This is a genomic window from Acrocarpospora corrugata (assembly GCF_009687845.1).
GTDB classification, from domain to species: domain Bacteria; phylum Actinomycetota; class Actinomycetes; order Streptosporangiales; family Streptosporangiaceae; genus Acrocarpospora; species Acrocarpospora corrugata.
This window is the reverse complement of record NZ_BLAD01000087.1, coordinates 37119-61562: the sequence shown is the minus strand read 5'-3', so window position 1 is coordinate 61562 and position 24444 is coordinate 37119. Positions and strand designations below refer to the sequence as shown.

Annotated in this window: 21 protein-coding genes and 2 pseudogenes; 4 read left to right on the top strand and 19 right to left on the bottom strand. The window is 69.2% G+C overall.

The features are described from left to right. A partial coding sequence (gene fxsT, locus Acor_RS34070; protein WP_155340886.1) for an FxSxx-COOH system tetratricopeptide repeat protein occupies window positions 1-1424 on the top strand: 1424 nt, incomplete at its 5' end. Between the two features lie 6 nt (window positions 1425-1430). Here fxsT and Acor_RS34065 read toward each other — a convergent pair. From Acor_RS34065 to Acor_RS45710, 4 genes are all read right to left on the bottom strand, one after another. Next, complete coding sequence (locus Acor_RS34065; RefSeq protein ID WP_155340885.1) at window positions 1431-2732, bottom strand: HEXXH motif domain-containing protein; 1302 nt, start codon at window positions 2730-2732, stop codon at window positions 1431-1433. Continuing rightward, entirely contained in the window at window positions 2732-3967 is a 1236-nt protein-coding gene (locus Acor_RS34060; protein ID WP_246239499.1) for an FxsB family cyclophane-forming radical SAM/SPASM peptide maturase, read from the bottom strand. Before Acor_RS34060 ends, Acor_RS34065 begins: the two co-directional genes overlap by 1 nt. A 250-nt stretch (window positions 3968-4217) precedes the next feature. Then, complete coding sequence (locus tag Acor_RS34055; protein ID WP_155340884.1) at window positions 4218-4967, bottom strand: hypothetical protein; 750 nt, start codon at window positions 4965-4967, stop codon at window positions 4218-4220. Next, window positions 4964-5758 (bottom strand): DUF4082 domain-containing protein, encoded by a 795-nt coding sequence (locus Acor_RS45710; RefSeq protein WP_281353291.1) that lies wholly within the window; start codon window positions 5756-5758, stop codon window positions 4964-4966. The genes Acor_RS34055 and Acor_RS45710 overlap by 4 nt, the downstream gene beginning before the upstream one ends. Before the next feature lie 401 nt (window positions 5759-6159). Here Acor_RS45710 and Acor_RS34045 point away from each other — a divergent pair, with 401 nt between their 5' ends. Next, window positions 6160-6828 carry a YqjF family protein gene (locus tag Acor_RS34045; protein WP_218034647.1) on the top strand — a complete coding sequence of 223 codons (669 nt, stop codon included), beginning with the start codon at window positions 6160-6162 and terminating at the stop codon, window positions 6826-6828. Here the strand turns inward: Acor_RS34045 and Acor_RS34040 are convergent. The 8 genes from Acor_RS34040 to Acor_RS34005 all read right to left on the bottom strand — a co-directional run bounded on the left by Acor_RS34040 (window position 6825) and on the right by Acor_RS34005 (window position 16640). Further along, a complete protein-coding gene (locus Acor_RS34040) occupies window positions 6825-8963 on the bottom strand; it encodes a heavy metal translocating P-type ATPase (RefSeq protein WP_281353290.1) in 2139 nt (712 codons plus the stop codon). The two genes, Acor_RS34045 and Acor_RS34040, sit on opposite strands and share 4 nt — an antisense overlap. 140 nt (window positions 8964-9103) lie before the next feature. Beyond that, window positions 9104-9835: a dienelactone hydrolase family protein gene (locus Acor_RS34035; RefSeq protein WP_155340881.1), complete on the bottom strand. Its 732-nt coding sequence runs from the start codon at window positions 9833-9835 to the stop codon at window positions 9104-9106. A 57-nt stretch (window positions 9836-9892) separates the two neighbouring features. Continuing rightward, on the bottom strand, window positions 9893-10759 hold the full coding sequence (locus tag Acor_RS34030; RefSeq protein ID WP_155340880.1) for an SMP-30/gluconolactonase/LRE family protein: 867 nt from the start codon (window positions 10757-10759) through the stop codon (window positions 9893-9895). Next, on the bottom strand, window positions 10752-11729 hold the full coding sequence (locus Acor_RS34025; RefSeq protein ID WP_218034646.1) for an ABC transporter permease: 978 nt from the start codon (window positions 11727-11729) through the stop codon (window positions 10752-10754). Before Acor_RS34025 ends, Acor_RS34030 begins: the two co-directional genes overlap by 8 nt. Then, the gene (locus Acor_RS34020; protein WP_155340879.1) at window positions 11726-12664 is read right to left on the bottom strand and encodes an ABC transporter permease; all 939 of its coding nucleotides are present in this window, start codon (window positions 12662-12664) and stop codon (window positions 11726-11728) included. The genes Acor_RS34025 and Acor_RS34020 overlap by 4 nt, the downstream gene beginning before the upstream one ends. Then, window positions 12657-14189: a sugar ABC transporter ATP-binding protein gene (locus tag Acor_RS34015; protein ID WP_155340878.1), complete on the bottom strand. Its 1533-nt coding sequence runs from the start codon at window positions 14187-14189 to the stop codon at window positions 12657-12659. The genes Acor_RS34020 and Acor_RS34015 overlap by 8 nt, the downstream gene beginning before the upstream one ends. A 5-nt stretch (window positions 14190-14194) precedes the next feature. Beyond that, window positions 14195-15307, bottom strand: a complete 1113-nt coding sequence (locus Acor_RS34010) for a sugar ABC transporter substrate-binding protein (RefSeq protein WP_155340877.1) — start codon at window positions 15305-15307, stop codon at window positions 14195-14197. A gap of 112 nt (window positions 15308-15419) precedes the next feature. Beyond that, complete coding sequence (locus Acor_RS34005; protein ID WP_155340876.1) at window positions 15420-16640, bottom strand: ROK family transcriptional regulator; 1221 nt, start codon at window positions 16638-16640, stop codon at window positions 15420-15422. 189 nt (window positions 16641-16829) lie between these two features. Between Acor_RS34005 and Acor_RS34000 the strand changes: the two genes are divergently transcribed. Beyond that, window positions 16830-17693, top strand: coding sequence for a class II glutamine amidotransferase (locus Acor_RS34000; protein ID WP_155340875.1), 864 nt, complete (start codon window positions 16830-16832; stop codon window positions 17691-17693). An 89-nt stretch (window positions 17694-17782) separates the two neighbouring features. Here Acor_RS34000 and Acor_RS33995 read toward each other — a convergent pair whose 3' ends face one another. Together Acor_RS33995 and Acor_RS45705 are read right to left on the bottom strand one after the other, a co-directional pair. Then, on the bottom strand, window positions 17783-20656 hold the full coding sequence (locus Acor_RS33995) for an aminotransferase (RefSeq protein WP_155340874.1): 2874 nt from the start codon (window positions 20654-20656) through the stop codon (window positions 17783-17785). Between the two features lie 56 nt (window positions 20657-20712). After that, a complete protein-coding gene (locus Acor_RS45705) occupies window positions 20713-21096 on the bottom strand; it encodes a P1 family peptidase (RefSeq protein ID WP_170317208.1) in 384 nt (127 codons plus the stop codon). Window positions 21097-21122: 26 nt separating this feature from the next. Here Acor_RS45705 and Acor_RS45700 point away from each other — a divergent pair, with 26 nt between their 5' ends. Continuing rightward, the gene (locus tag Acor_RS45700) at window positions 21123-21338 is read left to right on the top strand and encodes a hypothetical protein (protein WP_170317207.1); all 216 of its coding nucleotides are present in this window, start codon (window positions 21123-21125) and stop codon (window positions 21336-21338) included. Here the strand turns inward: Acor_RS45700 and Acor_RS46500 are convergent. The 5 genes and pseudogenes from Acor_RS46500 to Acor_RS33970 form a co-directional block, all read right to left on the bottom strand. Beyond that, window positions 21272-21559: pseudogene (locus Acor_RS46500) on the bottom strand (6-aminohexanoate hydrolase); the annotation flags it as partial. The gene Acor_RS45700 and the pseudogene Acor_RS46500 sit on opposite strands and share 67 nt — an antisense overlap. A 44-nt stretch (window positions 21560-21603) precedes the next feature. Further along, window positions 21604-22397: pseudogene (locus tag Acor_RS46055) on the bottom strand (ABC transporter ATP-binding protein). Window positions 22398-22476: 79 nt separating this feature from the next. Continuing rightward, window positions 22477-22731, bottom strand: coding sequence for an oligopeptide/dipeptide ABC transporter ATP-binding protein (locus tag Acor_RS46495; RefSeq protein ID WP_170317217.1), 255 nt, complete (start codon window positions 22729-22731; stop codon window positions 22477-22479). After that, the gene (locus Acor_RS42465) at window positions 22620-23474 is read right to left on the bottom strand and encodes an ATP-binding cassette domain-containing protein (protein ID WP_170317216.1); all 855 of its coding nucleotides are present in this window, start codon (window positions 23472-23474) and stop codon (window positions 22620-22622) included. Before Acor_RS42465 ends, Acor_RS46495 begins: the two co-directional genes overlap by 112 nt. Beyond that, a complete protein-coding gene (locus tag Acor_RS33970; protein WP_155340872.1) occupies window positions 23471-24439 on the bottom strand; it encodes an ABC transporter permease in 969 nt (322 codons plus the stop codon). The genes Acor_RS42465 and Acor_RS33970 overlap by 4 nt, the downstream gene beginning before the upstream one ends. Window positions 24440-24444 lie beyond the last annotated feature (5 nt).

Below are 24444 nucleotides of genomic sequence, written 5' to 3'. Positions count from 1 at the left end.
CCAGCTACGCCCCCGATGATCCCGAGGACAGCTCCCGCTGGCAGGCATTCATCGACCTGATCCCCCACGTCGGCCCCTCCAATCTGGCGGAATGCACGGATCCTGCGGTCCGCGACTTCGCCCTCAACGTCGTCCGCTATCTCCACCTGTCCGGCAACTACCAGCCCGCGCGGGCTTTCGTGAACGAATTCATCGACAAGTGGAGCGCGCGCGACGGGGCGGAGCACCCGAACGTGCTCGTGGCCCGGCGGCACCTCGGCAACATCCTGCGCAGACTCGGTGAATTCTCCACGGCATACGAACTCGACGGCGAGACCCTGAACCGGATGCGCGCCGTCATGGGTTCCACGCACAAGGAAACGCTGATCGCCATCAACGGCTACGCCGCGAGCCTCCGGGCCCGTGGCAACTTCGGTGAAGCCCGAGCGCTCGACGAAGAGTCGCTTCAGATGCACCGCGACGGTCTTGGCGACGACGACCCGCTCACCTTCCGAGCGACGAACAATCTCGCCATCGACTACGGGCTGAACGGTCAGTACGCCGAAGCACGCCGTCTGCATATCGCGGCCTATCTGGCGCAGAGCGATTCCAAAGGCGTCAGCACCGACACGGTGCTCAGTTCCTGGAACGGCATGGCCAGGGCGGTGCGCCTGACCGGCGACTTCGAAGAAGCTTGCAGTTCGGGCGAGGCCGCCATGGCATTCGGGATTCAGAAGCTCGGGCCCGATCACCATATGACGCTCCTCACCGCCAAGGACCTGTCCATCGCCAGGCGCAGGGCCGGGGACCTCGAAGGCGCCCTCTCCCTGGCAATGGACACCTACACCAGGCTGCGAAGGCTGCTGGGCGGATCCCATCCCGACACCATGGCGGCTGTGATCAACCTGTCCAATACGCTGCGGGCCCGAGGGGAACTTGAGGAGGCGCTCAAGGTGGGCGAAGAGGCCGTCGCTCGCTATCCCTCCGTGTATGGGCCTGACCATCCGTACACCTATGGCTGCCAGACCAACCTCGCCCTGCTCTTCCGGCTGCTCGGCGATCCTGAGAAGGCCCTGCGGGCCAACGAGAGTGCTCTTGCCGGGTTGGAGTCCAGGCTTGGCCGTGAGCATCACTACGGGCTCTCCGCCTCAGTGAACGTGCAGAGCGATCTGGCCGCGCTGGGTGAGCATCAGCAGGCGCGGGACCTCGGGGAGGCGAACTACCAGAGGCTCGAAGCCACCTTCGGCGAGGATCATTTCCTGACGCTTTCCTGTGCCGCCAATCTCGCTCTGGACCGACGCATGATCGGGGCCGACAACGCGGCGGAGTTGGCCTCCACAACTGCGGCTCACTATGCGGAGCGGCTGGACGCGGGGCAACCGGATGCCGTGGCCGCCGACAAGAAGGAACGCATCAACTGCGATTTCGACCCGTCGCCGCTCTAGCCGGTTCTATCCGGCGGAGGAATTCCGGACCAGCCAGGCGGCGCGATGACGGGCGGCCGCGCTGTCGGCCAGTGCCTGGGCGGACGCGGTCACCCGGATCGAGAGCGCTGGATCAAGAGTCCGGCGCATGCCCGCGACGAAGGCTTCGCCGGCCTCGGTCAGCAACTCCTCGCGCCGCAGCGTGTCGGTGACCAGTCGTACGCCCTCGCGCCAGCGGGCGAACTCCGCCTGTCCGATGTTGGCGAGTTCGCCCGTCTCGTGACGATGTTGCCGACGCCAGAATTCGGTCACCCCGAGATAGGCGTACGCACCGTGAAGAAGGCCGTATCCGGGGCGGGGGTCAGGACGCCAGGGGGCGTAGAAATGATCGTTCCGATCATGTCGGATCAACGGGATCAGGTAGTTGAGCGCCTCCAGTTTGGCGTGCTGGAGCTCGTGCGCGAGAGTGGCCGCCAGCCAGGTGCCATGCCTTGGGGCGGACATCGCGACAGTGCCAAACGTGTCTCGTGACGACGCGCTGTTATCGCCCCCCTGCGGTGGCGCCTTGATCGGAGTGATCACCTGAACGATGCCGCGGAGCTCCTCGGCGACCACGGGATGCCACTCTCGCAGCACGTGCCAGGCTGCCCGCAAACAGGATTCCCAGTGCCGGCGCTCCTCCTCGCCAAGGCGACCGACGACCGCGACCTCGTCCGGCCACCGATAGGGGTCGAGGTCATCGACCACGACCTCGAACCCTTGATCCACTCGGACCCGATGAAGTGCCTGCCAGCCCGAATCGTCGTCGGCGCCCGGCTCTACCCGTGCCGTCCAGTCATCCCCGGCCAGTACCGCGCCCGTTTCGTCCGGGCGCACCTCGACCTCTGCGTCTCCCGCGGCCTTCACCCCGAGGGAGAGCAGGCCGAGCGAGGGCAGCATCAGCACACCATCTTCCGGAATCCGGACCCGAATCCGGCAGGAGACGCCAGTGGCGGCGGACGCCGCCAGGGCCACCGCGCCCAGCCGCGCCGGACGGTCCGCACCGCCTTGCCGTAAGGAGCGGTACGCACCCAATGCCCAGGCACCGACTGCGGGGTGCTGCAGAATACTCTCAACCTGCCTGGGCGCGGATTTCTCCAGGGCCAGCAGGTGCTCGTAGGCATCAGCCACGAAGGGCGCATCCGGATGTCCATTGAGCTGCGACTCTTCGAAAACTCCGCGGATAAGGAGGGTGCGTCTGCTCCGCTGTGCGATACCCAGTTCGCGGGCCCCTGCCGCCCCGCCGCCGCCCTCTGCCAGGTCGGTGAACGTGCTGTCCGATACGGACATCACAGATTTCCCTTCAGCCGGGCGATGTCACGTGCGAACCGTTCGCTGATATGCGCGATGAGTTTATACAGATCCGGGCAGTAAACCGATGGGCCGAGGAATCCCTCGATATCGCTGTAGCGATGAGCATATTGCCCTCCCCCGCAGATCGCCCGGATGTCACAAGCGGTGCAGGTCGGGCCGAGTGCCCGTACGCCGATCTGTCTCGCCACCATGGCCGGCCGGAGCAGTGCCGCGTCGAAAGGATCGCGGAGGACGTGGAGGCCGGTGGCGGCCGCACCTTGATATGCGGACTTCAAGATATCCGACTGCTCAATGCTCCCGTCGGTTTCTACCACCGCCATGAGCGAAGGTGAAAGCCCGACCGTCTCGCTCCGCGAGGCGGCGCCGGAAAGCAGGCGCATGATCTCTTGGAACAGCCTGACTTCCGTCTCCATGGTGGCTGCGCCGTACCAGCGATCGAAGACCGCGATGAGCCAGTCGGCGTACGGCGTCTCCGGCGCGCCGGCCACTCGGCCGGGAGGCGGTGTGGACCAGTTGCCATGCGGGAGCAGGAAGTCCACGGTGGGCGGGTCGAAGGCGATCAGTGCTTCGTAGGTGTCCAGCGGATGGTTGTCGAGGTCGATCGTGCAGAGGAGACCGCCGAAGAGACCGTGATATCGGCCGCCCGCCAAGCGGCGGATCGAGTGGGAGACCAGGGTGTGGCTACCCCGGCCGTCGGCGAACCGGCGTTGCCGGTCGTGTGCCTCCGCGTAGCCGTCGAAGCTGACGCCGACCCGTATCTCCAGTTCCTCGAAGAGGCGGAGGAAAGCGTCGTCCAGGCGTATGCCGTTGGTCTGAATACTCACCCGGACCCGGGTGCCCACGTCCGCGGCAGCCGCCCGAATGGCGCGAACCACGTAGTCGACTCGATCACGGCCCGCCAGAAGCGGCTCACCGCCGTGCAGAATGATCTCAATGTCGCCGAGCCCGTGGGTCAGCGCGTGTTCGGCGATCCGGGAGGCCGTGTGATCCATGACCGTTGTCGACATTCGGCGCGGCTGTGCTTTCCAGCTTTGGTCGGCCATCTCATACACGTAGCAGTGGCGGCAGGCGAGATCGCAGCGGCTGTGCAGCTTCAGGATGAACTGACGGAAAGCCAGCGGACGCCATCCCGAGGCCAGCAGCCCCTCGACATCCAGCTTCGCGGGGAACAGGGTTTCGGGTGGCGGCCTGTTTGGTTCTCGGTTCTGCACCAAGAGGGCACACCTTTCCTTGCGCCACCACCATTCCGCCCCATTTTTCCCATGCAGTCAATATTGAGGAGGATTGGGCATTTGAAGGAGAGTTGCGGACGAATTGGTGGCCGGTGACTTGATGCCGGCGAGGGGGTGGTTGTGGCCGAAATTGAGGGTGCAGCCGCCGCCGTTCTGGTCGGTGCGTGCGGTCGCGCTCGGGCCGGGGGACACCGTGGAGTCCCCCGGGTGCCGACGGCGCGATCCGGGCTCAGTCGTGGCGTTCCGGCTGGGGGATGGGGCGGTTGGTGTCAGCGAAGACGTTGCCGGTTAGTTCGGTGAGGGTTGTTCGGGTGCTGATGAGGATGGGGCAGTCGAAGAAGGAGTTGCGGCCGAACTGGTTGCCGGTGACCTTGATGCCGGTTAGGGAGCCGTTTAGGCCGTTGTGGCTGAAGTTGAGGGTGCAGCCGCCGCCGTCCAGGTAGTTGTCTACGACGGTGGTGTTGGGGGCGGAGGACTGCAGGGCGGCGTTGGCGTCCTTGGAGGTGGTCAGGTCGATGGTGTTGTGGCGGAGGGTCACGCTGGATTCGCCGGCCAGGGACTGGACGCCGTCGTTGTGGGTGGGGCCGCCGTTCTGGTCGGGGTCGGAGGCGAACCAGCGCAGTTCGTGGATGTAGGAGTCCTGGAGGACTGTGCCGCTGCCGGCTTTGAGGCCGTCGGTGCTGCCGCGGAACTCGCTGCGCAGGATCTGGGTGTTGCGGGTCCAGGCGCCGTCGATGCCGGGGCTGGGGTTGGCGGGGTTGAACTCGGAGTCGGTGACCACCGTGTTGCGGCCGCGGGTGCTGTCGAACAGCGGGATGGTGCGGTTGGTGGAGCCGCCCCGGAAGACGCAGTCCTTGAAGGTGATGTTGGCGCCGGTGACCTTGACGAAGCCGCGGAACTCACGGCCGGTGATGGTCTGGCCGTCGGTGGCGAAGGTCTGGTCGCCGTTGATCACGGTGAGCTGGGTGCCGGGGGTCACGCCGGTCGATCCGGCGTCGGGGAAACGGCCGGTGGGGGCGGGGTCCTGGTCGGGCTTGGTGGGAGCGGGAGTCGGGTCGGCGTGGCGGAGCGCGTGGGGGTTCGCGAAGGTGACGGCGAGGGCGACGGAGAAGGTGACGCAGACGGAGAAGGTGATGGCGTGGGCGACACCGAGGGCGACGGCGACAGGGTGAGCGACGGTGATGGGGACGGCGGCGGGATGGGGAGCGGGGAGAAGGTCGCGCTCGGGACCGCCGCTGACGCGGTCACGGTGATCGTCGGCCGGGGCGGAGTCGGTGTGGGGGTGCCGGGGGCCGGGGGCGTCGTGCCGGGGGCCGGGTTCGGCCTGGTGACGGTTTCCCACCACTGGAAGATCGGGTCCACGTAGTACGTGTAGTTCTTGGGGTTCCATTTGTCCGGGAAGCGGCTCTTGCCATACCGGTAGACGCCGGTGCGCTGGCGGGCGGCGGCCAAGGGCTCGGTCGCGGCGAGGGAGCCGCGGGTGCCCGCGTAGGTGCCGTTGTCGCTGTGGTAGGAGATCGTGTAGGTCTGGCCGGGGTGTACGGTCACCGGCTCGGCGAAGCGGGCTTCCTGCCAGCCTGATCTGGTCTCGGCGGTGAAGGTGACCCGGGCCAGCCTCACGCCGCGGGAGGTCCACAGGCTGCCGGTGTGCCTGCCGGTCTCGCCCGCCGCCTTGAAGAAGCGCACTCCGGCGACCAGTCCCTCCTTGGCCACGGTGAAACGCGTGCCGAGTTCGAGGGCGGCGTCGTCCGCGTACCGGGTGGGGGTGATCTGCGTCGCCGGGTTCCAGGGGCTGGTCTCGTTGAGTTCGCGCGTCGGTGGGGCGCTCGGCGGCGATGGGGACCACGGTGGTCTCGCTGCGGGTGGCCACGAGGACGACGGGAACCGCGATCGCGACCAGGACGCCGGGCACGAGGAGGCGCAGGCGGGAGCGGCGGGGTTCGGAGTGCGCTTGGGCCATTGCGCTTGGCCTCCGGGCGCGTTGGGACGCCGGTTTCGTCGTGCTTGTATGGACCGATCCTTGGTTTCCGGTGGCTATTGTGGCGGCTGAGGTAACAGACGCGCATCATTTTGGACTAATCCACGAACATCCTCATATCGGTGCATCGGTTGTCGCCGGGTAGGAGCACGTCATGCGAGCCCCAGCTTCTCCCACCGCGACCAGGCCGGTCATGCACCAGCGCTGGTCCGAGCTGACCTTCGTGCACTGGCGTTTTCCGGTTGAATCCGTCGCCGGTCTGCTGCCGGCGGAGCTTGCCGTCGAAACGTTCGATGGCAGTGCTTGGGTGGGTTTGGTCCCTTTTCTCATGAAAGGGGTTCGTGTAGCTGGCACTCCTCCTTTGCCCTGGATATCGCGTTTCCCGGAGACGAATGTCCGTACTTATGTCACGGACGCCGCCGGTCGTTCCGGTGTCTGGTTCTTCTCTTTGGACGCCGCCCGGCTTCCCGCGGTGCTCGGTGGGCGGGCGGGATTCCGCCTTCCCTATTTCTGGTCGGATATGTCCGTCAGTTGTGCGGCCACGCGCTGGACCTATCGCAGTCAGCGCCGACGCTCGGGCGCACGTGCCAATCTGGACGTCCGGGTGGGCCCCCAGCTCGACTCCCCTGATGAACTGGCCCATTTCCTGACGGCTCGGTATCAGCTCTTCAATCTGGTCGCCGGGCGGCTCGCCGCGGCGACGGTCGAACATCCCCCTTGGCCGCTCAATCGGGCCGATCTCCTGAATCTCGACGAAACCGTTCTCCGGGCGGCCGGTCTCCCCTCCCCGGTCGGCCCTCCCCTGGTGCACGCGTCCCTCGGCGTGCCCGTACGCATCGGGATGTGGCACTGGATGAACTAGCGGAACCGCCTCAACCGCAGACTGTTGCCCACCACCAGAACGCTGGACAGCGCCATCGCCACACCCGCGAGCATGGGGTCGAGCACACCGGCAGCGGCCAGCGGCAGAGCCACCAGGTTGTACGCGAACGCCCAGAAAAGGTTCCCCCTGATGGTCGCCAGCGTCCGCCTGGACAGCCGGATCGCGTCGGCGGCGACCCGCAGGTCACGGCGGACCAACGTCAGATCCGACGCCTCGATGGCCGGATCGGTGGCCTTCCCCATCGCGATCCCGAGGTCCGCCTGAGCGAGCGCCGCCGCGTCGTTGACCCCGTCGCCGACCATGGCGACGACCCGCCCCTGCCGCTGGAGCTCCCGGATCGCCTGGACCTTCCCCTCCGGCAGCAGCCCGGCCACCACCGTCTCCACCCCGACCTCGGCCGCCACCGCCTCCGCCACCGGCGCCCGATCCCCGGTCAGCAGGAACGGCGCCAGCCCCAGCGCCTTCAGCTCCCGTACGGCCTGCGCCGACGTCGGTTTCACCACATCGGCGACCACCAGCACCCCGCGCGCTATCCCGTCCCACGCCACCACGACCGCGGTGCCTGCGGTCTCGCCCAGCGCCTCCTCCAGCTGCCGCGGCAGTTCCCCCCACCGCTGCACCACGAGCTCCCGCCGCCCGACCAGCACCCACTTCCCGGCCACCCACCCTTCGACGCCGAGACCGGGCAGCGCGGCGAACTCGTCGACCGGTAAGGCCGAGTTACCGGCTTCGTCGATGGCCCGCGCGATGGGATGGTCGGACGCGCGTTCCACCGCGCCGGCCAGGGCGAGGATCTCGTCCCGGGTTTCGCCTTCCGCGGCGACCACGGTGACCAGCCGCATCCGCCCTTCGGTCACCGTGCCGGTCTTGTTCAGCACGATCGTGTCGATCTTGCGGGTACGCTCCAACGTCTCCGCGTCCTTGACCAGGATGCCGAGTTGCGCGCCCCGGCCGGTGCCGGTGAGCAGGGCGGTCGGGGTGGCCAGGCCGAGCGCGCGCGGGGACACCACGATCAGGACCGCGATGGCGGCGCCGATGGCGTCGGAGGCGGGCGCGCCCAGGGCGAACCAGATCAGCAGGGTGGCGACGGCGACCGCGAGGACGGTGGGGACGAAAACCGCCGACAGCCGCTCCGCCAGGCGCTGTATTGCGACTTTTCCGGATTGGGCGGTCTCGACCAGGCGGGTGATCTGGGCGAGCCGGGTGTCGAGGCCGACCCGGGCCGCCCGGACCACCAGCCGCCCGCCCGCGTTCACGGTCGCGCCGGCCACCGGGTCGCCCGCGCTCACCTCGACCAGCACGGATTCCCCGGTGAGCAGGCTGGCGTCGACGGCGGAGCAGCCTTCGATGACGACGCCGTCGGTGGCGATCTTCTCGCCGGGGCGGACCAGGAAGGCGTCGCCCACGGTCAGGCGTTCGGCGGAGGCGTGCACCTCGCGGCCGTTGCGGAGCAGGGTGACCTCGTGGGCGCCGAGCTGGAGCAGGGAACGCAGGGCCGTACCGGCTCGGCGTTTGGCTCTGGCCTCCAGGTAGCGGCCGGTGAGGAGGGCGACGGTGAGCCCGGCGGCGATCTCGAAGTAGCCGAGCGGCCGGGCGGGGTCGTGCGGCGACAGCAGCTGGGCCAGCGACCAGCCGAAGGCGAGCAGGGTGCCCAGCGACACCAGGGCGTCCATGGTGATCACGCCCCGGCGGACGCCGAGCCAGGCGGCGCGGTGGAACGGCCAGCCGCCATACCCGACGATGGGGATGGTGAGCGCCAGCGAGATCCACTCCCAGCCGGGCGCCCACAGAGCCGGGATCAGCGTGGGCGCGATCACGCCGGCCGCGCAGCTGGCGGCGATGATCAGGCGCTCCTCCAGGGCCCGCAGGGGCTCTTCCGAGCGGATCGCCTGGCGTAGTTCGGCCGTGTAGCCGGCCCGTTCGACCTCCGCCACCAGGGTGGCGGGGTCGATGGCGGCCGGGTGGGTGACGGTGGCCTGCTCGGTCGCGTAGTTGACCGTCACCGACACGCCGTGGAACCGGCGCAGGCTGCGCTCGATCCTGGACGCGCAGGCGGCGCAGGTCATCCCCCCGATGGCCAGCTCGGTGGTGAGCACCTCAAGCGATCTAGGCAACGCTGGACCCCGCCGACTCGCATCGCATCTTCATGACCACTCCGTTGATCGAGAATCTCGACAGCCCCTCGCCAGCAGCTACGGCGGAGGGCGTGGCACGGTTCAGCGTTGGGCACGGTCCATGCGCCATCTATGCGCGGCTAGCGCGGCGGCGCGTGGCGTTCGGTGAAGGACAGGATCTGCCGCCAGGCGTCGGCGCAGGCGTCCGACCATTCGGCGAACGATCGATCGAAGAAGGAATGCGGCGCGCCCGGGTAGATGTGGGTCTCATTTTCGGTGCCCGCCCGGTCGAGCGTGGCCGTGAAAGTTTCGAACTCCTCGTCCGTGGAGGCGGTGTCGGCGCCGCCGCGCAGGAGCAGGATCGGGGCGCCCGGCGTGTCCGGAAGGTCGCCGATCCGGCGGATCGCGCCGTAGAAGCCGATCGCTCCGGCGAGCCCGTTGCCGTTCGCGCCGAGCCACCACGACTGCGAGCCGCCGAAGCAGAACCCGACCGTGAACACCGGGCCTGGCAGCTCCTTCGCGGCGGCGGCGACGTCGAGGCGGACCTGCTCCGGCGTCACCTCACCGATCTTCGACTGCCAGTCGAAGGCTTCGCCCCGGTCGTCGTCGTCCCCGGCGGTACGGCCGAAGTAGTCGATGGCGATCACCCGGAACCCGGCCTCGGCGAACCGGACGGCCAGGTCCCGGTAGTACGGGTGGAGCCCCCGGATGTCGGGCAGGATGACCACGGAACGCCCGTTGGGGGTAACCGGTTCGGCACGATAGGCGAGCACCCTCGTGCCGTCCCCGGAAACCAGCTCGGTCGTGCCGTGTGAGGCCACCTCGCCCACGACGGGCGGAGCGGGCGGGCGGCTGTCCGTGCTGTGACACATATGATCAGTCCCTTTTCGCGGCTACAGCTGTACTCGGTACAGCTTGCCGGAGAGGGTTCAGCCGCCGAACGCGGGTGTCGGCAGTCCGCGCGCGCCGGGATCCAGCAGGAGCACCCGCCCGGACAGCGGAGCGTCGGCCACGGCGGCCTCGGTCAGGCCGATGCGCGCGGTGGTGACCGCGAGGGTGGTCAGGTCGGGGCCGACGAACGCGCATCGGGTCGGGCGTGGCACGGGGACCATCAGGACGCGGTCGATGGTTCCGTCGGGGGCGTAGCGGACAATGCGGGAACCGTCCCATTTGCAGTTCCAGATGAACCCGTCGGCGTCGACCGTCACCCCGTCGGGAAACCAGTCCTGCCCTTCGTCCGAGGCGAAGACCCGGCCGGGGCCGAGTTCCCCGGTCGAAGGGTCGAGCGGGTACGCCTTGATCACCCGCCGGGTCGAGTCGACGTGGTACATCGTCCGCCCGTCCGGGCTCCAGGCCGGGCCGTTGGAGCAGATGATCCCGTTGAAGGCGGTGGTGACCGTGAGGTCTGGATCGATCCGGTAGAACGATCCGGTCGGCTCGGATTCGGACAGGTCCATCGACCCCACCCAGAACCGCCCGGAGGGATCGACCGCGCCGTCGTTGAGGCGGTTGCCCGGCCGGCCGGGCTCGACCTCGCCGGCGATCTCGATGCTGCCCCGGTCCAGGTCGCAGAAGGCGATCGTGTGCCGGAACGCCGCGACGAGCCCGCCGCCGGCCCGGAGGGCGACGCTGCCGACCGGGTCCGGAGTGGACAGCGCCAGCGTGTCGCCGTCCGGCCAGTCCTTCGCGTACACGCGCCGGCCGGTGATGTCGACCCAGTGGAAACGGCTGCCGTCCCACAGGGCGCTCTCGCCGAGCTCGCAGGTGACGTCGCCGAAGACGTCGATGTCAGTCATGAGACTTGTCCCGTCCGTACGCGAAGAGGATGACCAGGATCACCAGGCCGTAGATCATGAGGCGGCCGTATTCGGGCACCCGCTGGGCCTGGAGGAAGGTGGTGACGGCGACCAGAGTGAGCGAACCGGCGACGACGCCGAGGTAGTGCCCCCGGCCACCGAGGATGGACACCCCGCCGACGACGACGGCCGCGATCGACTCGAACAGGTACGGATCGCCCAGCCCCAGCGAGGGCTGCCCGCCGTACCCAACCAGCATGATCCCGGCCAACGCCGCGAAGACGCCGCTGAGCGTGTAGAGGGCCACGGTCACGCCGCGCACGCCGACCCCGGACAGGAAGGCCGCCCGCGAGTTGACGCCCACCGCGTACACCCGCCGCCCGAACGTGGTGAGGGTGAGCAGCACGGTCATGAGCAGCGCCACCCCGATCCACACCAGCAGCGCGGCCGGCACCCCGGCCACCCCGCCGACGAACAGGTCGCGCAGCGGCTGCGGCGCGTACGAGCCGCAGGACGCGCAGGTCAGCCCCTTCGACAACCCGAGCGACAGCCCTTGCAGCACGCCGTTCATGCCGAGCGTCATCACCACGGCGGGCACGCCCAGCCAGGCGACCCCCATCCCGTTGGCGAACCCGGCCAGCGCGCCGACCCCGAGCGCCAGCGCCAGCGCGTACGGCAGCCGCACGGACTGCCCCAGACTGGTGGTCGTCAGCACGATCGCCGCGCCGTTGAGCACCCACGGAATCGACAGGTCGATCCCGCCCACCAGGACCACCAGCATCTGCCCCGCCGCCACGAACCCGGTGAACGCGGCCACGACCAGCACCGCCCGCAGACTCGTCCAGGACGCGAAACCCGGATTCAGGACGGCCCCGAGCAGCAGCACCGAAGCCGCCACCGCGTACGCGTAGAGCACGCGCCGAGCGCCCGGCGTGATCGTGTCGAACCGCCGGAGAATCTCTCCGTTCACGTCACTGCCCTCCGTCGGCGGGTCACCAGCGTGGCCACGGTCCCGAGCAGGACCGCGACGACCAGGAACAGCCCCTGGAACAGGGACTGGTAGAGCGGATCGATCCCCGCGAAGAACAGCACGTCGATCACCAGGGTCAGCGCCACCGCGCCCGCGACCGCCCCGAGCGCGCTCCCCCGCCCGCCGCTGAAGGCGACACCGCCTACGACGACCGAGGCGATCGAGGTCAGGATGAACGGCGCGCCCGCGTTGGCGTCTCCCGCCGTGGTGGTGGACACGTAGAACACCGCCGCCAGCCCGCTGCACAGCCCGGACAGGGCGTAGACGCCGAGTTTGACCCGCGCCGCCGGCACGCCGACCGCCCGCGCACTGGTCTCGTCGCTCCCGACCGCGTAGACCCGCATCCCGAACCGGGTCCGCCGCAGCACCAGCCACCCGCCGATCGCCACCCCCAGCCAGATCAGCCCGGTGGGCACGTTCGGATTGGAGAGCACGTTCCGCACCACCGGCGGAATCGACCCGCCCGGCACCGGCAGCACCCAGAGCGCCAGCCCAGTGAAGATCGACAACGTCGCGAGCGTGGTCAGAATCGGTGCGATCCGCCCAGCCGAGACGATCACCCCGTTCACCGCACCGCACGCCGCGCCCAGCACCAGGACCACCAGCACCCAGCCGAACGGCGCCAGCCCGTCCCCCGTCACGATCGTCGCCGTGACGGCCACGCAGAGACTGACGATCCCGCCGACCGAGAGGTCGATCCCCCCGGTGAGCACGACCAGGCTCTGCCCGATCGCCACGAACACCAGCGGCAACATCGTGTTGAGGATGGACAGATAGTCGAACGAGGTCGGCAGCCGCCCGAGGCTGGAGGAGTAGACGACCAGGTAGGCGGCGATGGTGGCCACCAGCACGACGTACCCGAGCCGATCACGCATCGGACTCCTCCTTCAGGGACGCGGCCACGATCCGGTCCGCGTCCCCCACCGGCCCTGCCAGCTCGGCCGAGACCCGGCCTTCCCGCAGGACGAGCACCCGATGGCACAGGTTCGCGATCTCCTCGGTCTCGCTGGAGTAGAACAGGATCGCCTTCCCCTGCGCGGCCAGGTCCGCGACCAGCTGGTACATGTCGTGTTTGGTGGCCGCGTCCACGCCGCGGGTCACGTCGAACAGCAGCAGGATGCGGGCGTCGGTGAGCAGCCAGCGCGCCATCACGACCTTCTGCTGGTTGCCGCCCGACAGCGTGGCCACGGCCTGGCTGGTCGCCCGCCCGCCCCCGATGCGCAGCTGCTCGGCGATCGAGGCGACGGCCGCCCTCTCGCCGCGCCGCCGGACGAACCCGCCCGCCGACCGCCGGGACAGCGTGGCCAGGGCGATGTTGTCCCGGATCGACAGGGGCAGGAAGAGCCCTTCCGCTTTGCGGTCCTCCGGCACGTACGCGATGCCGAGCCCCGCCCGGATCGCGTCCTTCGGGCGGCGGACGGTTACCGGCGTTCCGCCCACGCTGAGCGTGCCCGACGCGGCCCGGCGGGCCCCGAACAGGGTCAGGAACAGCTCCCGCTGCCCCTGCCCGGCGAGCCCGCCGACGCCGAGGATCTCGCCTCGGCGCAGGTCGAACGAGACGCCACGCAGCCGGCCGCCGGCGAGCTGGTCGACCCTGAGCACGGTCTCGCCGACCGGCAGCGCGGCCACATCCGGATATGTCCCCTCAAGGGTCCGTCCGCTCATCAGCGTGACCGCCTCGGACTCCGACATCTCATCCCGGGTCGCCACATGCGTCCCGTTCCGGAAGACCGTGACCCGATCCGCCAGCTGCTCGATCTCCCGCCAGCGGTGCGAAGTGAAGATCACGCAGCACCCCGCGTCCCGCAGGCGGCGCATGTGGCCGGCCAGCCACTCGACCTGCCTGTCTGGCAGCGCGGCCGTCGGCTCGTCCAGGATGACCACGCGCGGTTCCTGCGCGAGCACCCGGACCAGCTCGACGATCTGCCGCTGCGCCACCGACAGGTCGGCGGTGGTGGTGCGGCTGTCGATGTAGTCGACGCCGTACCGCTGAAGGATCGCGTCCGCCGTCGGAGCCAGCCGGCCGCGCCGTACCAGCCCGAGCCGTCCCCGGGGCGGATCCTGAAGCAGCAGGTTCTCCGCCACGGTCAGATCCGGAATCAGGGACAGCTCCTGAAAGGCGGTGGCGACGCCGAGGCGGCGGCGGGCGGCCGGTTCGACCACCCGCCGTACCTGCTGGCCGAAGATCTCGACCGTGCCCCGGTCGGCGCTGATCAGCCCGCACAGAACCTTGATCAGGGTGCTCTTGCCCGCGCCGTTCTCCCCGGCCAGGGCGTGGATCTCGCCGGGACGCGCCGCGAACGACGCGTCCCGGAGGGCCAGGACGCCGCCGAAGGCGCGGTGCACGCCGGACGCCCGGACCGCGAGCACCTCCGTCTCGGGCGGTGTCTCGGTGACCATCGGTCTCATCGGGTGCCGAAGTTGACGTCTAGCGTCTTACCCGGACAGGGGGTGCCGTCCGTCGCCCCCTGCTGGCACAGGATCACGGTGGCGTTCGGCCCCGAGTCGGTGAAGTCGGCGAAGAAGCTGTCCGGCAGGTCGGGGAAGACCGTCTCCCCCGGCACCAGCGAGTCCGACGTCACCACCGGGAACGGGATGGTCACGCTCTCCTTCGGGTGCTCGTTCTTGATCACCCCACGGGCGAGTTCGAGCGCGATCACCGACAGGAACGGCGGCTGCCCGATCGACATGCCGTTGACCTTCGGCTCAAGAATGCCCGCCATGTACTTGCGGAACCCGTTCTCGGCCTCGCCCGCGAACACCGGCATCGGCCGCTTGGCCGCGCTGAACGCCTTGATCACGCCGTCGGTCCCGCCGGACACCCACACCCCGTCGACCTTCGGCAGGCCGGGCAGCTGCCCGGACGTCGCCCGCTGCGCGGTCGCCGAATCCCACATCCCGCTGTACGTGGCGACGATCTCGATCCCGGGATTGGCCGCGAAGACCTCCTTCGCGCCCTTGTTCCGGTCGTTGTCGGCCCCCGTCCCGGCCACGCCGGTCACCATGATGACCTTGCCCTGGCCCTTCAGCTGGTCCACCAGGAACTGCGCCAGCTGCTGGCCGAACTTGACCTGGTCGGTGTTGACGGTCAGCCCGCAGGCCGCGTCCACCGTGTTGTCGAACGACACGACCACGATGCCGCGGTCACAGGCCTGCTGGACCACGCCGTTGAGGCCGCTGGTGGAGGCCGCGTTGACGACGATGCCGTCCACGCCCTGCGAGATCAGGTTGGAGATCTGCCGGGACTGCGTCGAGACGTCGTTGCCCGCGTTGTAGACGCTGCACTCCACCTGGTCGACGTACGGCGGCATCGCGCAGGCGGCCTTGAAGACGTTCTCCATCTCCACCCGCCACTGGTTGCCGATGAAGGAGTTGGAGAGGGCGATCTTCAGCTTCGCGGCGGGGGCGCTGCCGGAGGGCTGCGCGGCCGGGGCCTCGGACGCCGGGGAACCGCACGCCGCCGCGATTGACAGCGCGAGGGCGGCGACGAGCAGCCGCCCATACCGATGTAGATTCATGGTTGCTCCACCTTGTATCGCCGCCACGGGCCCACCCCGTGGCGTAACTGGTCCGGCTGCGGCGGCAACCGCGGTCGAACCGTGCGACCCGCACTCGCGTGCGGCGAAACGGTCAGGGCCTTCGGGCTCTGACCGTTGTGCTGTGCTGGCTGTTCCGGCTGGGCAGGGGGAACGCGTCGGCGTCCCGCAGCACCGCGGCCGCCGCGCCGAGCACCACGACCACGTTCTCGTTGAGCTCGCCGACGACGAAGGGCGGGAGCACCTCACCGGCGTGGATCGCACGCCTGGCCATGGACTCCCGGAGCGGCCCGAGCAGGATGTCGCCCGCGGGGGCGAGATTGCCGCCCAGGATGATCAGCTCGGGGTCGAGCAGGTTGTACATGTTGGCGGCGGCCAGGCCGATGTGCCGGCCCGCGTCGGCGATGACGCGGCGGCAACCGACGTCACCCAGCTGGGCCATCTTGATCACGTCCGCGATGGACAGGCGGTCGCCGTAGCTGCGCCACAGTTTCTGGGAGATGGAGTCGGCGTTGGCGAGGGTGTTGAGGCAGCCCCGTCCGCCGCATTCGCAGACCTCTCCGTTCTCGTCGATGGTGGTGTGGCCGAGTTCTCCGGCGGTGCCGTTGGCGCCGACGTACAGCGCGCCGTTGAGTATGAAGCCGACGCCGATGCCGGAGGCGGTGTAGACGTAGGCAACGTCCCGCAGTCCCCGGGCCGCGCCCCAGGTCAGCTCGGCCAGCGCCCCGAAGTTGGCGTCGTTGTCGACCAGCAGCGGCATCCGCAACGCCTCCGCCGCCGCCACGTGCGCGTTGACGTTCACCCACGGTTTGAGGGTGGTGGCCCGCCCGTTCAGTCCGGTACGCCGCTGGATCGGCCCCGGCACCGCGATCCCGACCCCGATCACCTGCGACCTGGCCAGGTCGAGCCGGTCCAGCATCCGGTCGATCAGCGCCCCCACCGTCTTGAGCGTCCCCTGCGGCGGGGTGTGATCATCGGTGGGTACGGAGTCGTGCGCCAGCAACTGCTGCGCCGTGTCGCAGACGGCCACCCGGACGACCCCGTTGGCGATCTCGACGCCGACCGCCACCCCGAGGTCGCCCTTGAGGCCGACCAGCATGGGCGGACGCCCGGTGCCCCTGGCCGCCTTCGTGTCCGGGTATTCGGTGACGGTGCCCGCGTCGATGAGCTCCTCCACGACGCTCTTCACCGTCGACCGGGACAGCCCGATCTCGGTCAGCTCGCGACGGCTCTGCGCCCCTCGCTCCCGCAACGCGCGCACCACGCGGGCGCGGTTCGCCACGCGCTGGGACGACGTCGAGTCTGGGGGCGACATAGCACTCTTCCGCTCGTGAGAACGCTCTCTTGCAGTGACCCGAGTATCAGTGTCGCGGCAATACCAGTCAATACTCCGGCGAATATGGCCCGGATCACGACTAAATTAAGGTTAGTTCGCACAAAAAGGCGGCTGAATGCGAAAGCTGGGTACGTCCGGTGGGGGGATCAGTCATCGGGGGGAATCTGCATGTGCCGTCTGTTCGGGATGAGTGGAGCGCCGTGCCGGACCCGGGCCACCTTCTGGCTCCTGGACGCGCCGGACAGCCTGTACGCGCAGAGCTATCGCGAGCCGGACGGAGCCGGCCTGGGCTACTACGACGCCGACGGCACCCCGATGATCTACAAAGCGCCCATCGCCGCCTATGAGGATCGGAAGTTCGCCACGGCGGCCCGGGACGCCGAGTCGACCACGTTCATCGCGCACGTCCGGTACGCCTCGACCGGCGGGCTGGCCGACCGCAACACCCACCCCTTCGAGCAGGAAGGCCGCCTGTTCGCGCACAACGGCGTGGTCGAGGGATTGGATCTGCTCGACGAGCACCTCGGCCCCGATCTCGCCATGGTGGCCGGCGACACCGACTCGGAACGGGTGTTCGCCCTGATCACCCGGGAGATCCGGGCCCACGGCGGCAACGTGAGCGCCGGCATCACCAGCGCGGTCCAGTGGATCGCCGCCGAACTCCCGCTGTACGCGCTCAACATCGTCCTGATCACGCCGACCGGTCTGTGGGCCCTGCGCTACCCCGACACCCACCAGCTGTACCTGCTGGACCGCGACCCCATGAACCGGCACCTCGACCACCAGGGCACCGGCGGGCGAATCCGGGTGAGATGCACCGACATGGCCTCCATCCCGTGCGTGGTGGTCGCCAGCGAGCCAATGGACGACAACCCGAACTGGGAACTCCTCAAACCCGGCGAACTCATCCACGCGGGCGCGAACCTCGCGATCAGCCGCCAGCTGATCCTGTCGGAGCCGCCGGCGCGTCTCATGACCCTGGCCGACCTACGACCGGAAGCCGCCGCTTCGCAGGGAGCGGGGGCTCGCTGATGACCCTGGCCGACCTGTGTCGTGAGCAGGTCCGCTGACGGCGACTTGTTTTCCGGAGGCCGCGCCTCGCCGGGAGCAGGGTCCGCTGGTCACCAGCCGTCGCGGAGTGTCCGGGCCAGCATGTCGGCGAAGAAGTCGGCGCTTTCGATGGTCAGGCACATGGGGGGTTTGATTTTGAGGACGTTCAGGAGGTCGCCGGTGGGCTGGACTATTACTCCCAGGTCCAGCATTCGCTCGCAGATGGCGGCGGTTTCGTCGGGGGCCGGAGCAAGGGTGTGGGGGTCGCGGACGAGTTCTACGCCCATGTAGAGGCCCATTCCGTGGACGGCGCCGATCATGGGGTGGTCCTGGGCGAGTTGTTCGACGCGGCGGCGGAGATGGTCGCCGATCGTGGCGGCGTTCTGCTGAAGGTTCTCGTCGGCGATGATGTCGAGAACGGTTGTTCCGACGGTGCAGCTGACGGGGCTGCCGCCTGCGGAGGAGAAGAAATAGCCGTTCCGGGAGAACGTTTCCGCGATATCGCGGCGGGTGATCACCGCGCCGAGGGGGTGGCCGTTGCCCATGGCTTTGGCGATGGTGACGATGTCGGGGGTCACGTGTTGCTGCTCGAAACCCCAGAAGTGGTGGCCGAGGCGGCCGTACCCGACCTGGACTTCGTCGGCGACGCACAGGCCGCCGGCGGCGCGGACGGTTTCGTAGACGGCCGGGAGGTAGCCGTCGGGGAGGGGGACCCCGCCGGCGTTTCCGTAGAAGGGTTCGCAGATGAACGCGGCGGGCGGGCGGCCGGTTTCGATTGCCTGGCGGGCGTTCTCGATGTAGCGGGCGGCGGCGTCGGGGCCGCGGAATTGGCCTCGGAACATGTTGGGGGCCAGGACCGGGTGGACCCAGGAGGGTCGCGTCGTGAGGGCGTGGGGATTGTCGGCGGTCGAGGTGGAGATGGCGTCCGAGCCGATCGTCCAGCCGTGATATGCCTCGGCCACACAGACAACGTCCTCGCGCTGGGTGAAGGTCTGAGCCAGGCGGAGGGCCAGGTCCACGGCTTCGGATCCGCTGTTCACCAGGAAAACGGTGTCCAGCGGGTCGGGGAGCAGGTCTGCCAGACGTTTCGAAAACTCGGCGATGGCGCGGTAGTTGAATCGGGAGTTCGTGTTGAGCAGGTTCCATTGGCGGCTGACGGCGGCGTTGAGGCGGGGGTGTGCGTGGCCGACAGCGGCCACGTTGTTCACCATGTCGAGATATGTCCGGCCATTGAGGTCGGTGAGGTGCTGGCGCCAGCCGCGCTCGATTCTGGGCGGGTCCTCGTAGTAGTTCTCCTGAACCTCCGCGAGCGCCTGCCGGCGCAGGCCGAGCACGTCGGCGCTGGTCGGTTCGGCGGGGGCGGCGCAGTCCAGGCCGATCAGTGGCGAAGGGTCGGGGCAGACGCTCATCCACGCGGATGCCGTCTCGGGTGTCACGAAGGCGGGTGGCGTCGAGCCTTTGACGGTACAGAGTTGGACGAAAAGCCGTCCCATCGCGAGATCAGGAAGCGGAGCCACTTCGCCCAGAAGGTCCCCCGCTTCGAGGCGTTCGCCCGGGGACCGAGTGAAGGTGACGCCTTGAAGATGCAGGTCAGCGTCGTCGCCCGAGAAAACCGAGTCGGATCGAACGACTCCCGCGAAGGGAGCCGTCACCGGGGTTCCGGGTGGGCAGAAGATCTCTACGCCGAGTGCGACGGTTTCGGGGGCGCGGTCGCTGTGGATCGCCGTTCTCGTCAGGCGCGCCTCGCCGTACCGGAGAATGACGGTCGAGTCGCTCGCGATTCGCCATTCGGGATCCAGCCAGTTTCCGTCCTGGAGTGTTTCGCTCTGGGCGGTCAGGTCGAGAACATCGGGTTCGTCGAGCGCGGGGAGAAGGCGGCCCAAGCTGATCGCGGGAACCGGCCGGGGCTTGGCGAGAGCGTCGCGAATGGCGGCGTGGCCCACTTCGGCGGGGAGGCTGAAGGCGGCCTCAAATGAGTGCCATTCATAGTCGGTTCGCTGGGTGGCGTATTCGTTGTCGGGGTCGATGCGCTCCTGATATTCACCGCTGACCACCAGGACGGCGGTGCGGGCGATGATCGCGGGCCAGAGCGCCTCGATCTCGGCGTCGGTGAGCGGCACGAGGCGGTGAAAGGCCCGGACCGCGGGCAGGATCGCGAGTGGACGTTCCGGCTCGTGGTGCAGAATCGCGGCGCAGGTCGTGGCCAGTTCGCCGACGATCCAGCCGCAGCCCAGATCGCCGAAATCAATGAGCCCGGTCAGGACGGGCCGACCATTGGCCTCGCGCTCACACACGACGTTGTCGTCGGTGACGTCACCGTGAATGGCCTGCACGCGCAACTCGGGCGTGAGCGCGTCCAGCCGGTCACACGCCATCGCGACCGCGTCGCGTACCGCGGCGGCCCGCCCGGCGTCGGCTATGAATCCGGCCAGGGCCTCGCAGACCCGCCGGGCGTTCCGCAGATCCCACTGGCTGAGCCTCTCCAATCCCGGATGCTGGAAATCCGCCAGCCCCGCCACCACCCGGCCCGCCAGCTCCCCCAGCCGCCCGACCACCACCGGCGCGAGATGCCGCGAATCGAACAGCGGAAACCCGGGCACGAAAGTCAGCAACCGCGCCCGCAGTTCAACCCCATCCGCGTCGAACCGCGCGACATACTCCCCGTCCCGGCTCAACTGGGGCTGCGGCACCCGCATTTCCGGCACGGCCTCCGCCAACCGCAGCAACGCCCGATCCTGCGCGTCCAGCTCCAGATCGGAGAACACCGGATTCGCGACCTTCAGCAGGAACCGCGAATCAACCAGGTAGTTCCGATCCTGATTACTGCCCAGCTCCTCGATCGGGCCTTCCACCCCGAACAGCTTCGCGGCCACCACCCGCACCTGGTCGAGACTCACCGCGGGGCGGCGCAGATTCGGTTGCGCGAAGAAATCATGGCCGGTCATAGCAGGATCCCATCGAGATCGGTCGGATTGAGGTCGGATGCCACGAACGTTAGTCGCTAGTCGAGGGCAGCCAGAATGGCATCCCAGGCGGTGTCCGACGCCAGCGTGCCCAGTCCCGTCGTATTGACCCCGGTCAGGTCGACTTCGTCGGTGGTGAGCGTGAACAGGGTGTCGCCGTCGCTCTCGGTGTGGAACGGCTGGATGCCGCGATGCATCGAACTGTGCACCTGCAACCCCAGCTGCCGCAGCGAATAGTCCGACAGCTTCACATTGGTGACCAGCACGCTGATCGTCGTGTTGCCGTGCACGGGGGCGTGGCTCGCGCCGCGGATCCCGTCCTCGTAGTCGGTGACGGGATGACGCCGTTCCAGCGACTCGGCCCGCAGGTTGCCGCGCACGACGCCGCCCGACCGGTCGACGATCACGCCGACGGTACTCAACGCCGTCGACGATCACGCCGACGGCGTTGAGTACCGTCAGGAAGAGCATCTTGACCTCGCCGTACTGCCGGAAGGCCGCGCCCTGGCCGGCGAACTCGGCGCGGGCATTGTCGACCTTCCCGACGGTGGCCCCGATCCCGGCCCCCGCCCGGCCGACCGCGATCCGGTCGGCGCGGGCGTGCCGCAGCGCGGCCCGGCCCAGTTCCTCGTCCGGCGTGATCGCGTTGTCGCGGGCCGAGTAGTCGTAGATGACCGCCCCCGACACGCGCTGGAGCACGTCCCAGCGGGTGCAGTTCTCCTGCCGTTCCAGCAACTCGGCGCTGACCCCGGCCACGGCCGACAATCCGTACACCGAGCCGCCGGTCAGGCAGATCGCGTGGTTGCGGTCATAGGCCCCGCTCATCCCAACCGCGCCGCCGCGCGCGTCCATGAACGTACGCGCGCCCACCGGAACATGAACCACCGTGCACCCGGTCGGCCCTTCGGCATACTCGGCGGTCCCCACCGTCACCCCCGGAAAATCGAAAGGGACCGTACGCGCGCCGGGACTCGCCTGCGGCACCAGGCGCAGATCCCGGTTGCCGATGACGCCCCGGGCGAACCGGGAAACGGGCGCGAGGTGGGAGCGGGTGGTCGCAATGCCTCCAGTAGCCGTCGTGAATATTCGTGCTGGGGATGGGTGTAGAAAACTTCGGTGTCGGCGGTCTCCACGACCTCGCCGTCGCACATCACCGCGATCCGGGTGGCGACGTACCGCACGGCCGCCAGATCGTGCGAGATGAACAGCGCGCCGAATCCGAACTGGGCTTGCAGGTCGCGGACCAGGTTCAGGATCTGCGCCTGGACGGAGACGTCGAGCGCGCTGACCGGCTCGTCGAAGACGATGAACTCGGGCAGGGTGATCAGCGCCCGCGCGATCGAGACGCGCTGCCGCTGCCCGCCGGACAGTTCGTGCGGGTAACGCCGGGCCAGGCTGGGGTCGAGGCCGACGTCTGCGAGCAGGCTCGACACCCGATCCGCCGTCTCCGCTTGCCGGCCCGGCCGAGCACGTCCAGTGGTTCCGAGACGCTCTGCGCGATCCGCATCCTGGGGTTCAGCGACCACTGCGGATGTTGCAGAACCGCCTGCAGGCGGCCGGTCAGCAGCCGCCGGTCGAACGGCACGCCGCCGAACCGGACCCGCCCGCTGGTGGGGCGGCGCAGGCCGAGCGCGGTCATCCCGGTCGTGGTCTTGCCCGAGCCGGACTCGCCGACCAAGCCGAGCGTCTCGCCGGGCCGTACCAGCAGGGAGACGTGCCGCATCGCGTCGTGCGTGTGCCGCCGGACCGCCGACCGGTACGGAATCGCACCGTCACGTCATCCAGTTCGAGCAGGGGCTCCGTCATGCGTTCGCTCCCACTTCCGCCGCCCGATGGCAGAGCACCGTGCGGCCGTCGATCCTGGTCGGGGCCGGCCGTTCGTTCCGGCATCGATCCACCGCGAAGGAACACCGGTCCGCGAACGCGCACCCGGACGCTGCCGCGGTCAGCACCGGCGGCCGGCCCGGAATCGACTCCAGCCGCGCGCCCCGAACCGTGTTGCCCGGCACAGAACTCGCCAGCGCCGCCGTGTACGGATGCAGCGGAGCCCCCAGCACCGAATCGGTGGGACCGTCCTCGACCACGCGCCCGCCGTACATGACGGCCATCCGCGCGCAGCGGCGGGACACGGCCGACAGGTCGTGGGTGAGCAGCAGGATCCCGGCCCCTCGGCGGCCAGCGCGAACACAGTGTCCAGCACGTCCTGGCGGACCTGGCTGTCCAGCGCGGCCGTGGGCTCGTCCGCCACCAGCAGCCGGGGCCTGGCGGCCATCGCCATCGCGATCCCGACCCGCTGCGCCATCCCGCCGGACAGCTGATGCGGGAACGCCCGCATGATCCGTTCCGGGTCGGACAGCCGCACCCGTTCGAGCTGACCGCGCAGGGTCGCCTGGTCGGCCGGGCGGCTCTGCGCCAGCCGCACCAGCGCGGCGACCAGGATCGCAAGGATGATCGCCGGGAACGAGTACAGGACGTCGACGACGCGCATCACAAGCTCGTTCAGCCAGCCGCCCCGATACCCGGCCAGCACGCCGAGCGCGGTCGCCACCACCGCGGTGGCCGGCACGGCCACCGCCGACAGCAGCAGCGACGTGCCCGTGCCCTGCAGCACCCGGGGCAGCATGGACCGGCCGAGACTGTCCGTGCCGAACCACCACTGCGGACCCGGCGGCGCCAGCCGAGGCCCGACGATCTTCTCCGGGTCGCCGCCGAGCCCGGTCAGCCGGGCCACCACGACGAGCACCACCAGCGCCACCAGGAAGATCAGCCCGGCCCGCGCGATCGCGTCGAGCCGCCTCATCCGCGGCCGCCCTTCGAGGAGACCCCGAGCCGAGGATCGATCGCCCCCACGAGCAGGTCCACGACCATGTTCGTGAGAATGAAGAGCGCCGCCGCGAGCAGCACCCCGGCCTGGACCACGGCGTAGTCACGGCGGGTGATGGCCTGAACCACGTAGGACCCCACTCCGGGCGGATTGAACAGATACTCGACGATCACGGCCCCGCCCAGCAGGTACGCGGTCACCGTCGAAGCCACCACCAGCACCGGAATCGCCGCGTTCCGCAGCACATGCCGCCGGATGATCGACCACGGCGACTGGCCCCGCGACACCGCCGTCGTGATGTACGGCTCGTGCAGCACGTTCAGCACGGCGTCCCGGGTGGTCCGCGCGGTCGCCGACACCACGAACACGGCCAGCACCCCCGCAGGCAGCACCATCGCGGCCAGATTGGTGACCGGATCCTCCCCGAACGGCACATATCCGCCGACGGTGAGGCCGAGGTAGTAGCGGGAGAAGAAGTACACGGCGATGCCGCCGACCACATACTCCGGCAGGTTCACGCCGAGCGCGCTGGCGATCCGGCCCAGGGCGCCGCCCCGGCTGCGGCACCGGACCGCGATCAGCACACCCAGGGCCGCGCCGATCAGCACGCCCGGGATCGCCGCCATCAGCGTCAGTTGCAGGGTCACCGGCAGCCGCGACCCCAGTTCGGCGGTGACCGGCTCGTTGCTGACCAGCGAACGGCCGAAATCACCGCCGAACGCCGTCTGGATCCAGTGGCCGTACTGCACCAGAACCGGATCGTTCAGCCCGAACCTCGCGGTGAGCTCGGCGCGCTGCTCCGGTGAGGCGAGCGGCCCGAGCACGATCGCGGCGAAACCACCCGGCATCGCCCGCATCGCGCCGAAGATGAGAACCGAGACGCCGAGCAGCGTCACCGCCGCGCTGAGCAGACGGGCGGCCGACCACGCGAGCAGTCGCATCTCAG